Below are 12,653 nucleotides of genomic sequence, written 5' to 3'. Positions count from 1 at the left end.
GACACCGGCCGGTGCCGGGCCCGATCCCCGGTCTCCCGCAGCCCCGATCCCGGTCCCCGCAGCCTTGATCTCCGCGGTGCGGGTGCCGCGCGCCGCGATCCAGGTTGCAGGTGCTGCCGATACAGAAGTCAGTGACCCTCTGGTTATGAGCACCGCGCAGAAGGTCGCCGTCATCACCGGCGCTTCCCAAGGCATCGGAGCCGCCCTTGTCACCGCCTACCGCGAGCTCGGCTACGGGGTCGCCGCGACCTCCCGCTCCATCGGCGACTCGAGCGATCCCGAGGTACTGACCGTGCGTGGCGACGTGGCCCAGCCGGGCGTCGGCGCCCGCGTCGTCGACGCGACTCTTGCGCGGTTCGGCCGGATCGACACGCTCGTCAACAACGCCGGAATCTTCATCGCCAAGCCGTTCACCGACTACACCGACGCGGACTACGACGCCGTGGCCGGGGTGAACCTGCGCGGCTTCTTCGAGTTCTCCCGCAGCGCCGTCGCCGCCATGCTCTCCCGCGACGGCGGCGGCCACCTGGTGAACATCTCCACCAGTCTGGTCGACCATGCCGACTCGCAGCGGCCCTCAGCGCTCGCGTCGCTGACAAAAGGCGGGCTGAACGCCGTCACCAAGGCGCTGGCGATCGAGTACGCGGCCCGTGGCATCCGGGTCAACACTGTCGCGCTCGGCACCATCCGCACTCAGACGTATCCGGCCGCGACGTACGAGGCCCTCGCCGCGCTCCAGCCGATCGGCCTGATGGGCGAGATCGACGACGTCGTCGAAGCGATCGTCTACCTCGAGAACGCCTCGTTCGTCACCGGAGAGATCCTGCACGTCGACGGCGGCCGGAGCGCGGGGCACTGACCATGCGAGTGTCCGACACCGGCTTCCGGTGCGAGACCGGTGCCCCGGCGAGGAGCCGACCGTGCTCGCTCCTGCTGCCGTGTCGCGTCCCGCCCACGGCCGGGCAGACCTTCACCGAACCATAGTGACCGCGGTCCTCTGCAGCGTGTTCCGGAGCCCCCAACAGCAGGCCGGCGCGACTCGCGGGCGCGGCCCAGGTCCCGCGATCCCTCTGGCTGCCTTCCGCTCGTGGAACGCATTGAAGATGCGGAGTGCGGCGGTGAGGATGGACCGCATGCGGAATATCGTGGTCGTCGACGCCCCCTCGAATCTGGGCCTGCGGCCCCCGGCCCCGGGCGCCGTTCCCGGCTGCTACAAGCTCGCCGGCGCCCTGGGTGAGCAGCGGATCGTGCAGCGGCTCGGGGCGTTCGAAGGCGGCGTCGTCGTACCGCCGCGCTACGACCGCGGCGACTGGCAGGAGGGCGACGGGGTCTTCAACGCCGCCGCCATCGCCTCGTACACCCGTCGTCTCGCCGACCGGATCGAGCGTCATGTGCGGGCCGGTGACTTCCCGCTGGTCCTCGGCGGAGACTGCTCGATCCAGCTCGGCGCCTCGCTCGCGCTGCGCCGTCTCGGCAGATACGGGCTGGCCTCGGTCGACGCGTCCGCCGACTTCAGACACCCCGGCAACTCCGATCGGGTCGGGGCCGCCGCCGGTGAGGAGCTGGCGCTGGCGACCGGTCGTGGCCAGGAGGATCTGACGAACCTGGAGGGGCTCAGGCCCTATCTGCGCGACGAGGATGTGCGGCTGTTCGGGATCCGGGACTGCTTCGACGAAGACCGTTCCGAGCTCGCGGAGTTGAAGATCCCGACGGTGACCGTGCGGGGACTGCGCGAATGGGGCCCGGCGGAACTCGCCGGAGCCGTCGTACAGACCCTCGAAGTACCGGTGCTCGACGGATTCTGGGTGCATCTGGACGCGGACGTGCTGGACCCGAGCGTGATGCCCGCCGTCGACAGCCCCGATCCGGAAGGACTGCTGCCGCCCGAACTCGGCCAGCTGCTCAAGGTGTTGCTGCGCTCTCCGCGCTGCGTGGGGCTGAACGTGACCGTCTACGACCCCGACCTCGACCCGGAGGGCACGGCGGGCGAGATGTTCGCCGATCTGATCGTGGGCGCCTTTGCCGAAGACTGACCCACTGAGCCCCTGGTCAGTGCAGAGCACACCGTGTTCCATGGTCGCCGGGGGTGCCGGTCCATCAGGAGCTGCCGGCGGCCCGCGCGAGCGAAGCGAGGTTGCCTTGGCCACCACTGTGCGGCGTACCGTCCTGACCGTGCCCGCAGCCCCGGTGGGGCCGGCGAACCCGCTGCCCGCCCTGCGGCCGCTGGACGAGATGCACTCTCTCGACGAGCGCGCCAAAGGGGAGCTGCCGCGCGAGATGGCACGGCAGATCGGATACGAGCCGCTGCGCACCCTGCTGCCGGTGCGGGTGCTCGACGGGTACGGCCGTGAGCGCACGCACACGGACCTCGACGCGATCGTGATCGAGAACGAACGGCTGCGGGCCACTGTGCTGCCGGGCCTCGGCGGCCGGATCCACTCGCTGCACCACAAGCCGACCGGGCGTGAACTCCTCTACCGCAACCCGGTGTTCCAGCCCGCGGACTTCGCGCTCAACGGTGCCTGGTTCTCCGGTGGCATCGAGTGGAACATCGGCGCCACCGGCCACACCACGCTCTCCTGTGCCCCGCTGCACGCCGCACTCGTACCGGCCCCCGACGGCGGTCGGATGGTACGGCTCTGGGAGTGGGAGCGGCTGCGCGATCTGCCGTTCCAGGTCGATCTGTGGCTGCCTGCGGACTCCGAGTTCCTCCATGTCGGCGTGCGGATCCGGAATCCGCACGAGAGGCCCGCGCCCGTCTACTGGTGGTCCAACATCGCCGTCGAGGAGCACGGGACCACGCGCGTGCTCGCACCCGCCGATGAAGCCTGGCACTTCGGATACGAGCGCAGCCTGCGCCGGGTTCCGGTGCCGGAGTTCGAGGGTGAGGACCGCACGTACCCGCTGCGCAGCGAGTATCCCGCCGACTACTTCTACGAGGTGCCGGCCGAGGCCCGTAAGTGGATCGCCTCGCTCGACGCCGACGGGAAGGGGCTCGTACAGACCTCGACCGATGCGCTGCGCGGCCGCAAGCTCTTCCTCTGGGGCTCGGGGCGCGGCGGACGCCGCTGGCAGCAGTGGCTGACCGAGCCCGGCTCGACCGGTTACGCCGAGATCCAGGCCGGGCTCGCCCGGACCCAGCTGGAGCACCTACGCCTGGACGGGGGCGAGGAGTTCAGCTGGCTGGAGTCGTACGGACCGCTCGACGCCGACCCGGAGACGGTGCACGGCGAGGGCTGGGGCGCGGCGCGCGCCGAGGTCGAGACCCGGCTGTCCGAGGCGCTGCCCCGCGCGGCGGTGGACGCCGCGTACGAGGCATGGCGGCCGTATGCGGACACCGAGCCGACCGAGTGGCTGGCCACCGGCTCCGGCTGGGGCGCGCTCGAGGTGCTGCGTGAACGGCACAAGCTGCCCGGCACGCCCTTCGCCGAGTCGACACTCGGCGAAGAACAGGCACCCTGGCAGGAGTTGCTGAGGACCGGTGTCTTCCCCGCGCCCCGCAGGGTCGCTCCGCCAGGACCCTCGCTCGTCGCACAGCACTGGCGCGACATGCTGGAAACCGCCCCCGCCGACCCGCTGACCGAGTACCACCTCGGCATCGCCCAGTGGCACGCGGGCGACCTCGCTCAGGCCGTCCGCAGCTGGGAACGCGGCCTCGAACTCGCCCCGTCCCGCTGGCCCTTGCTGCGCTGCCTGGCCGTCGCCGACCAGGAAGGCGGCAATGCCGTACGGGCCGCCGAGCGCTATGCCGAAGCCTTCGACGACCTCTGCGAGGAGCGCCGCGACGACGGGGAGTCCTGGACGGCGGCGACGGCGGCCCTCGGCCGGGAGGCGATCGCCGCACTGCTCGCGGTCCTCCGTACCGCCGAGGCCCGCGCGGTCTGGTCCCGGCTGCGTCCGGCGGTGCAGCAGCGCGGCCGCTTCCGCCTCATCGACGCTCAGCTGCTGATCGCCGAGGGCCGCACGGACGAGGCCCGCGCCGTCTTCGAGGCGGGTTTCGAGGTGGCGGACCTGCGCGAGGGGACGGAGATCCTGGACGAGGTGTGGTCGGCGCTCACCGACGAGCCGCTGCCGGAGACGTACGACTACCGGATGCGGCCTCAGCGGCCGCGCCCGAGTTAACCCGGGGGCGGCGGGGGCGGGCGCGGTGACTTCCGGGTTCCTGCCGGGAACGGAAGGGCGGGCGGTGTCCGTCCTGCCCGTCCCCGGTGGCGCCGCGCGCGATCCGGCCGCGGCGAGTCGTGCCGCCTCTTGACAGTTGCCCCTCGTACGGTTGACGATTCCAGGGTGAACCTGTCAGACAGCCAGACAGCTGGTGATGTGCCCCGGCGGATCAGTGCGCTCGAAGCGGTGCTGACGCACTTGCGCGGAGCCATCGAGCGGGGCGACTACGCCGTGGGGGAGAAGCTGCCCTCGGAGGCGGAACTCTGCCGGCGTCTGGAAGTGAGCAGGCCCGTACTGCGTGAGGCTCTGCGTGCGCTGCAGACGATGGGCCTCACCGTCTCGCGTACCGGCAAGGGCACCTTTGTCCTCTCCAACGGTCCGGTGGAGGACCCGACCTTCGGCGACTACTCGGCCAGCGACCTTCTCGAGGTCCGCCGGCACGTGGAAATCCCGGTGGCCGGGTACGCGGCCCTGCGGCGTACCCCCGAGGATCTCGACCACATCTCTCATCTGCTGGAGCGGATGGAACGGGAGACGGACACCACCGCGTGGGTGGCGATGGACACGCTCTTCCACCTCGCGGTCGCCCAGGCGGCCCAGAACCCGGTTTTCCGCAGAGTCATCGAGGAGATCCGCGACGCGCTGGCCCGCCAGTCGGCGTTCCTCAACGAGCTCGGCGGCCGGCGCGAGCAGTCGAACAGGGAGCACCGCGCGATCGTCGAGGCGCTTCTCGACAGTTCCGAGCACGACGCCGTGGAAGCCATGACGCACCATCTGGCGCGCGTCGAGTCGACGCTGACCACCATCGTGCGGCCGCCCCACCGGAGCGGCGCGCAAGAGCCTCCTGAGCACCGGGGCACCAGACGCGACAGCGACGAGAACACCCGGCGCGACGGAGACGACAAGACCCGGCGCGACAGCGACGAGAACACCGGAAGCTGAGCATGACCCACACCACCCCGTTCCGCCGCCCCCCCGCCGAGCCGCCCGCCGTTCGCCCACCTGCGCACGTCCCGCTCGCCCATGCAGTGCGCGGGGGAGTCATCGAGGGCGTCCACCACGGCTCCGTCGTCGTGCTGGCGGCGGACGGAAGCGTGGAGTTCAGCGCGGGCGACATCGAGGCCGCCTTCTACCCGCGTTCTGCGCTCAAGCCGGTCCAGGCGGTCGGCCTGCTGCGTGCCGGTCTGCCGCCGCTGGACGCCGAGGCGATGGCTCTCACCACTGCCAGCCACTCCGGTGAGGACCGGCATCTGGCCACGGCTCTGCGCATCCTGCACACCGCCGGGCTGACCGAGGACGACCTGCGCAACGTCCCCGATCTGCCGTACGGCCCGGCGGTGCGCGAGGAGTGGATCAGCCGTGGCCTCGGACCCACCCGGCTCGCCCAGAACTGCTCCGGCAAGCATGCCGCCATGCTGATGACGGCACGGGCCCGTGGCTGGTCCCTGGAGAGCTACCTCGATCCCGGACATCCGCTGCAGTGGGCGATCGCCGCGACGGTGGAGGAGCTCACCGGGCAGGGCATCGCCGGGGTGACCGTCGACGGATGCGGCGCGCCGCTGTTCTCCGTATCGCTGCACGGCCTCACCCGGGCCGTCGCCCGGCTGGCGACGGCCGCGCCCGACACCCAGGAGGGCCGGGTCGCGCACGCCATGCGCGAGCACCCGGAGATGGTCTCCGGCAGCGGGCGGGACGTCGCGCGCCTGATGCGCGCGGTGCCGGGCCTGCTCGCCAAGGACGGGTTCGAGGGCGTGCAGGTCGCGGCGCTCCCCGACGGGCGGGCTGTCGGCGTGAAGATAGCCGACGGCGCCGACCGCGCCCGGATGCCCGTGACGGCGGCGGCCCTCGCGCTGTGCGGAGTCGACCCGCAGATCCTTGCCGGATTCGCCGAAGTGCCCGTCATCGGAGGCGGCGTGGCGGTCGGGTGCCTGCGGGCGGTGGGTGCGCTGGCCCGCCTCTCCGGTTCGGCGGCCTCGTCCGTCGCCTAGCGCCGCGCACAGCGACGCGCCCCATCCGTATCCGCGGCATCCCACTCCCGCCACCTCACGAAGGAACACCTGCGCCATGACTGCCGGACATCGCCGCGAACACGATCTGCTCGGAGACCGCGACATCCCCGCAGACGCGTACTGGGGCGTCCACACCCTGCGCGCCACGGAGAACTTCCCCATCACCGGTACGGCGATAGCCGCGTACCCGCACCTGATCAACGCGCTCGCCGCCGTCAAGGAAGCCGCGGCCCGCGCCAACGAGGACCTCGGGCTGCTCACCTCGGAGAAGGCCGGCGCCATCGCCGCCGCCTGCCGGGAGATCCGGGACGACGGACGGCTGCACGACCAGTTCGTCGTCGACGTGATCCAGGGCGGTGCCGGTACGTCGACCAATATGAACGCCAACGAGGTGATCACCAACCGGGCGTTGGAGATCCTGGGCCATGCCAAGGGCGACTACGGCCGGCTGCATCCGAACGAGGACGTCAACCTCAGCCAGTCGACGAACGACGTCTACCCGACCGCCGTCAACGTTGCCACGATCATCGCCGTGCATGAACTGCTCGACGCGATGGCGATCCTGCGGGAGGCCTTCGCCGCCAAGGCCGAGGAGTTCCGCACCATCCTCAAGATGGGCCGTACCCAGCTCCAGGACGCCGTACCGATGACTCTGGGCCAGGAGTTCTCCGCGTACGCGGTGATGCTGGAGGAGGACCAGAGCCGCCTGGCCGAGGCCGTCCTCCTCATCCACGAGATCAACCTCGGCGCGACCGCCATCGGCACCGGCCTGAACGCCCCGACGGGCTACGCCGAAGCCGCCCGCCGCCACCTCGCGGCCATCACCGGCCTGCCGTTGGTCACCGCGGCCAACCTGGTCGAGGCCACCCAGGACTGCGGCGCCTTCGTTCATCTGTCCGGCGTGCTCAAGCGCATCGCCGTCAAGCTCTCCAAGATCTGCAACGATCTGCGACTGCTCTCCTCCGGCCCGCGCGCCGGGTTCGGGGAGATCAACCTGCCGCCGGTCCAGGCGGGTTCCAGCATCATGCCCGGCAAGGTCAACCCGGTGATCCCCGAGGTCGTCAATCAGGTCGCTTTCGAAGTGATCGGCAACGACGTCACCATCACCATGGCCGCCGAGGCGGGGCAGTTGCAGCTCAACGCCTTCGAACCGATCATCCTGCATTCGCTGTCGGAGAGCATCACCCACCTGCGGGCAGCCTGCCTCACCCTCGCCGCACGCTGTGTATCCGGCATCACCGCCAACATCGCGACGCTGCGGGCGACCGTGGAGAACTCCATCGGGCTCGTCACCGCCCTCAACCCGCACATCGGCTACACCGCGGCCACCGGTATCGCCAAGGAGGCCCTCGCCACCGGGCGCGGCGTCGCCGAACTGGTGCTGGAGCGGGGGCTGCTCCCGGCCGACCGGCTCGCTGCCCTGCTCCGTCCGGAAGAGCTCGCGGGCACGGGTGCTGCTGCCACCGGCAGCGGATCAGCAGCCTCTCAGAGCTGAGGCGCTGCCCAGAGCGGGTCGCGGCCCAGCAGCGTGAGGATACGGTCCAGCGGGACCGCGTCCGGGGCAGTGGCGAGGCCCGGGGCGAAGGCGGCGCCCGCCAGGGTGCGGGGGCTGCCGTCCGGGACGGCCTCGGCGATGGGGAGCGCCGTGGTCAGCACCTCGTCGTCGAAGCGGATACCGGCACCGATGGACACGGCTACGTCCCAGCCGTGCACCACATAGTCGATGAAGTGGAAGCCGATCCCCAGGCGGGCGGGGAATCCGCCGCCCTTGCGGATCTCGGGCAGCCAGAACTCCCGCTCCAGTACCCCCTCTTCGGCGAACGCGGCGGTCACCTCGTGCGCGGAGGCGGCGAAGACGCCCGCCGGATCGTCGCCGACCGGCCGGTCGGCGAAGACCGACGCGTCCTCCTTCTCGCCGCGCGCCACCGCGGCGAAGCCGTGGTTCTGGCCGGTCATATGGGCCAGGAGCTGTCCCAGGTTCCAGGCCGCGCACGGTGTGGGCAGGGCGAGTCGGCCGGATCCGACGGTGTTCACGACGGCCGTGGTGACCTCCATGACGCGCCGGTGCAGCTCTGTCAGCGGTGTTGCGCGCTCCGCGGTTCGGCCGCTCACTCGGCTGCCTTCCTGTCGACGTACTCGAAGACCGATCCGTCCGGGTGGACGGCGATCAGATTGCGGCCCACCGGCGTTGGCACGGGGCCCGCGATGATCTGTGCGCCCACCTCGGTGAGCGTGGCGTACGCGTCGTCGACGTCCTTCACCGCGATGGTTGCCGTCACCTTGCGCAACACCTCCAGTTCCGACTCCGGGCCGCTCATCAGCAGGAAGCAGCCGACCGCGGCGACCGAGACCCCGGCGCGTTCGAAGCGCAGCGGCGTGGCACCGGTGAGGCGTTCGTAGAAGGCGGCAGCGGCCTCCAGGTCTTCGACGCAGATGCGGAGCGTGGTTCCGAGGATCTCCATACGGGCGAGCGTAGTTCGCGGTGACCGGACGCGAAATCGGTTGCCCGATTGTGGGCGGGTTGCGACGGTCCCGGCGTGAACGGCCCAGTCGTCCGGCCTCCTGCCACAAGGCCCCGATCAGCGGCACTTCACTCACGCCGGAAGTCACGCCCGGCAGAGCACTTCACCGTGGGGAACCATGAACCAGGCGTCGTCCTCGCCGCCCCACTCGCGCCACGCGTCGGAGACCGTGGCCAGCTGCTCCGCACTGGCATGGCCGCCGTCCACCGCGAGCGTGGCGTACACCGAAGCAGTCGTGCGGTCTGCCCACAGTCCGCTCCACCAGGCGCGCTCCTCGGGTGTGGCGAAACACCATGTGGCGGCGGTGGCGGTGATGTCGCTGAAGCCCGCGGCGCGGGCCCAGGACAGCAGCCTGCGACCGGCGTCCGGCTCGCCCCCGTTCGCACGCGCGACCCGCTGGTACAGGGTCTGCCACCCGTCCAGGGCCGGGACTTCGGGGAACCAGGTGAACGCGCCGTAGTCGCTGTCGCGTGCCGCGACGATGCCACCGGGCCGGCAGACCCGCCGCATCTCGCGCAGCGCCTGCACCGGATCGCCGACGTGCTGCAGCACCTGGTGGGCGTGGACGACATCGAAGGAGTCATCGGGGAAGTCCAGTGCGTGGACATCGGCGACCGCGAAGCGGACATGGTCGAGGCCGCGTTCGACGGCGGTCTCACGTGCCTGGGCCAGTACGTCCTCGGCGGCGTCGACCGCCGTCACCCGCCCCGGTGCGACCAGCTCGGCCAGATCGGCGGTGATGGTGCCGGGACCGCACCCCACGTCCAACAGATCCAGGCCCGGGTGGAGTTCACCGATGAGATACGCCGCGGAGTTGGCGGCGGTCCGCCAGCGGTGCGAGCGCAGCACCGACTCGTGGTGCCCGTGGGTGTAGACGGCGGTCTCCTTCGACATGGCCGAACTCCTTCTCCTGAGGCGAGTACGGCCAGCGTACGCCGACGTTTCGTATGTCGAGACCTGCATCTTGCTATACGGACACGCGCGGCGGCCGGGAACAACGCGGTGACGGAGCAAGGCGGTGACGGAGCCGGGAACAAGCGGGGTCACTTCCGCCATGGCCCGCAGACGTTCACCGACGCGTTCGCCGCGGCCGGTCGGCGAGCGGCCGCACCTGCTGAAGCAGGGGGGAGGGCTCGAGCTCCGGAGCGGTACCTCTAGGCCCTGCACCTCACGCCGAGCCGCCCCTCCCACCGCACCTCACCGTCCTGCACCCGGGCGGTGGGGGTGAGCCCGGCCGCCGCGGCGACGGCCGCGGAGGCCAGGTTGTCCGGGTGCACATGGGCCACAGCGGTGTGCACCGACTGCCGGGCGAGCCAGCCGACGAGGCCGCGCGCCGCCTCGGTGGCGATGCCCCGCCCCTGCCACGGTGTGCCGACCAGCCACGCGATCTCGGCGCTGCGGCCGCGTCCGGAGGGGCTGACGGTTGCCTGGACGGTGCCCGCGAGGCAGGACTCGTTCCGAAGTCTGATGACCCAGTTGCACCAGGACACGGCGGGATCGGGCGCGCCCGCCAGCATGCGGACGTAGCGCGAGCGCAAGGCTTCCGGAGTGTCGGGCTCACCGCCGATGAAGGTGTGCAGGACCGGGTCGGACAGGACCGTGGCCATCTCCTCCGCGTGCGCGACAGCGAGCGGCAGCAGCACAAGCCGGTCGGTGTGGATGGGTCCGGCGGTGACGGCGCCGGGGAGCGGGAGTTGATAGCGCAGCTTGGTCAGCGGGCGGCCGCCGGTCACCTCCACCTCGATCGCGCCGTCCGGACGCCAGCCCGCGGCCTCGTAGAACCGCCGCGCACGTTCATTGGCCTCCAGCACCCACAAGGTCGCCCGGGTGCAGCCGGCCGCGATGAGTTCCTTGAGGACGGCCGCCAGCAGACGTGTGCCGACTCCGGTGCCCCAGACCTCGGGCAGCGAGTAGAAAGCGCCGATCTCCACGATGCCCGCGTGCCCGGTCGGCCCGTAACCGGCGAAGGCCACGATCGCCTCGTCCGTCTCGGCGACCAGCACTCCGGCGGCCGGCCTGCGGGGCTCGGTGAGCCGGCCCGCCCAGGCCAGCGCCTTCTGTCCCGGGTCGAGCGCGTTCAGATGGTGCTGCGGTACGAGACCGGGGAACGCCGCCTGCCAGGACCGTACGTGGACCGCGGCGATCCCGGCCGCGTCATGACTCTGCGCGCGCCGGATCTGCATGCGCTCATGGTGCGGGATGCGACCGCGGCCCGTCGATCAGATTTTCGACAGGCCCTTCTCGGGGAAGGGCCTGTCAGAGCAGGGCCTGCGGACGGTAGACCGTGAGCGCCTCGTGGGCCTTGTGCACCAACAACTCCCTCGGGGCCGCGGCCACTTCACCGTCGTACGCCATCGGCGTCCCCGGTGCCAGCCCGCCGATCCGCAGCTGCCGCAGCTTCTGTGCCGCGTGCACAGGTGAGCGGCTCAGCGGTCCTGCGAGCGCCGCGGCCAGCAGCCGCAGCCCCGGCCACCTGCCGCCGTGCACCACCCGGACATCCAGCAGGCCATCCGCCAGATCCAGGCGGTGGCCGGGCGTCGGCCCCACCCGCTGGTAGACGCCGTTCCCGGCGAACAGCAGCCACATGGGGCGGCGCCGGCCCTGGATCTCGGCCTCCAGCGGGTGTTCGCCGCGCAGCACCAGGGCCGCCGCCAGTACCCCGGCCGGCCAGCCGCCGATGCGCGGCGACCAGCGTTCGCGGATCCGCACCAGCTCCGGATAGACGCCCAGGCTGAAGGTGTTGAGGAAAATCCCCGACTCTTTGCCGCTGTCCGGGCCGCTCTGCGCTCCCGGTGTGAAGCGTCCCAGATCGACCCGGACGGCCTCGCCGCCGATCAGGGCCCGGCAGGTGTCGTCGACCGACTCGATGCCCAGGTCGTACGCGAAGTGGTTGAACGTGCCGCCGGGGAAGACGGCGAGCGGGATGTCGTGCGCGACGGCGACGGCCGCCGCCCGGTTGATCGTCCCGTCTCCGCCGAGAACGCCCAGCGCCCGGCCACGGCTCGCCGCCTTCTCCAGCTCCGCCGACAGTTCGTCAGGAGCGCACTCCACGACCTCCGCGAGCGGCAGCGCCTGATGCACGACAGCCGCGGAGTCCGCCGTGCCCGCCTGCTCGTTCACCACGACCACGAGGCCCTCGCCGCCGGGCAGGGCAGGCGCCTCGGCGGCCGGCCGGCCCGGCGCGGGCAGCTGCGACCTGGTCGGTACGGCCCCGCGCAGCGCGAACGCCGCGCCCACGCCCAGCGCCGCGCCCACCAGCACATCGCTCGGGTAGTGCACGCCCGTGTAGACGCGGGAGAAGGCGACCGAAGCGGCCACCGGTGCGACGATCGCGCCCCAGCTCTTCGACTCCAGCGCGACGCCGGTCGCGAAGGCCGCAGCCGAGGCGGCGTGCCCGGAAGGGAAGGACGTGGTGAACGGCTGGCGCTTCAGCCGCCGTATCACCGGCACCGCGTCGAGCATGGGCCGTGCCCTGCGCACCGAGCGCTTGCCGATGGTGTTGATGGCGGCGGAGGCGAGTGCGAGGGACCCCACACCACGTACGGCTGCCCGGCGCGAGCGGGCCCCGCGCCCCAGCGCCACCATTCCGGCGGCCACGCCGAACCACAGCAGCCCGTGGTTGGCGCTGCGGCTCAGCCGCGGCAGCACCGGCTCCGCGCCCGGCCATCGCCGGGCGGCGACGGTGTGCAGGATCTGCCGGTCCCAGCCACTGAGCAGCGCCGTGACCCGTTCACGGACCTGCGGACTTCCCTGTGTGTAAGCGTCTGACATGCATCGCGGGTACCCAGCGGACCCCGCTGCCACTCGGGACGAGGACCAAACGGGGGCTGTCGCGGCGCCCGGGGCGGGGCCCGGAGAAGGGCTGCCACCCGTCGGTCGCGACGCCCGCCGCCGTCGCGGGCCGCCGCTCCCGCCGCTGCCGCCAAAGGGGCGACCGTGCCAGGAGCCCGGCCAGGAC

Annotated in this window: 11 protein-coding genes and 1 pseudogene; 6 read left to right on the top strand and 6 right to left on the bottom strand. The window is 71.6% G+C overall.

The window, feature by feature from the left end:
• Positions 1 to 145 precede the first annotated feature (145 nt).
• The 6 genes from ACWDZ6_RS07415 (at position 146) to aspA (ending at position 7,668) form a co-directional block, all read left to right on the top strand.
• Positions 146 to 859, top strand: coding sequence for an SDR family NAD(P)-dependent oxidoreductase (locus ACWDZ6_RS07415; RefSeq protein ID WP_451502093.1), 714 nt, complete (start codon positions 146 to 148; stop codon positions 857 to 859).
• Between the two features lie 274 nt (positions 860 to 1,133).
• Positions 1,134 to 2,033, top strand: a complete 900-nt coding sequence (locus ACWDZ6_RS07410) for an arginase family protein (protein ID WP_451502092.1) — start codon at positions 1,134 to 1,136, stop codon at positions 2,031 to 2,033.
• A 106-nt stretch (positions 2,034 to 2,139) separates the two neighbouring features.
• Positions 2,140 to 4,122, top strand: a complete 1,983-nt coding sequence (locus ACWDZ6_RS07405) for a DUF5107 domain-containing protein (protein WP_451502091.1) — start codon at positions 2,140 to 2,142, stop codon at positions 4,120 to 4,122.
• Between the two features lie 165 nt (positions 4,123 to 4,287).
• Positions 4,288 to 5,106 carry a FadR/GntR family transcriptional regulator gene (locus ACWDZ6_RS07400; RefSeq protein WP_451502090.1) on the top strand — a complete coding sequence of 273 codons (819 nt, stop codon included), beginning with the start codon at positions 4,288 to 4,290 and terminating at the stop codon, positions 5,104 to 5,106.
• Positions 5,107 to 5,108: 2 nt separating this feature from the next.
• Entirely contained in the window at positions 5,109 to 6,152 is a 1,044-nt protein-coding gene (locus ACWDZ6_RS07395; RefSeq protein ID WP_451502089.1) for an asparaginase, read from the top strand.
• A 76-nt stretch (positions 6,153 to 6,228) separates the two neighbouring features.
• Positions 6,229 to 7,668: an aspartate ammonia-lyase gene (gene aspA / locus ACWDZ6_RS07390; protein ID WP_451502088.1), complete on the top strand. Its 1,440-nt coding sequence runs from the start codon at positions 6,229 to 6,231 to the stop codon at positions 7,666 to 7,668.
• Here aspA and ACWDZ6_RS07385 read toward each other — a convergent pair.
• From ACWDZ6_RS07385 to ACWDZ6_RS07360, 6 genes and pseudogenes are all read right to left on the bottom strand, one after another.
• Complete coding sequence (locus ACWDZ6_RS07385) at positions 7,659 to 8,285, bottom strand: TIGR03086 family metal-binding protein (RefSeq protein WP_451502087.1); 627 nt, start codon at positions 8,283 to 8,285, stop codon at positions 7,659 to 7,661. The two genes, aspA and ACWDZ6_RS07385, sit on opposite strands and share 10 nt — an antisense overlap.
• Entirely contained in the window at positions 8,282 to 8,635 is a 354-nt protein-coding gene (locus ACWDZ6_RS07380; protein ID WP_451502086.1) for a VOC family protein, read from the bottom strand. Before ACWDZ6_RS07380 ends, ACWDZ6_RS07385 begins: the two co-directional genes overlap by 4 nt.
• Before the next feature lie 144 nt (positions 8,636 to 8,779).
• Positions 8,780 to 9,589 (bottom strand): class I SAM-dependent methyltransferase, encoded by an 810-nt coding sequence (locus tag ACWDZ6_RS07375; protein WP_451502085.1) that lies wholly within the window; start codon positions 9,587 to 9,589, stop codon positions 8,780 to 8,782.
• Between the two features lie 260 nt (positions 9,590 to 9,849).
• Positions 9,850 to 10,401, bottom strand: coding sequence for a GNAT family N-acetyltransferase (locus ACWDZ6_RS07370; RefSeq protein WP_451502333.1), 552 nt, complete (start codon positions 10,399 to 10,401; stop codon positions 9,850 to 9,852).
• Between the two features lie 51 nt (positions 10,402 to 10,452).
• Positions 10,453 to 10,878: pseudogene (locus ACWDZ6_RS07365) on the bottom strand (N-acetyltransferase family protein); the annotation flags it as partial.
• A 73-nt stretch (positions 10,879 to 10,951) separates the two neighbouring features.
• Positions 10,952 to 12,466, bottom strand: a complete 1,515-nt coding sequence (locus tag ACWDZ6_RS07360) for a phosphatase PAP2 family protein (protein WP_451502084.1) — start codon at positions 12,464 to 12,466, stop codon at positions 10,952 to 10,954.
• Positions 12,467 to 12,653 lie beyond the last annotated feature (187 nt).

The organism is Streptomyces sp. NPDC002926 (genome assembly GCF_053591755.1).
The sequence above is the reverse complement of the archived record's forward strand: the minus strand, read 5'-3'. Positions and strand labels throughout refer to the sequence as shown.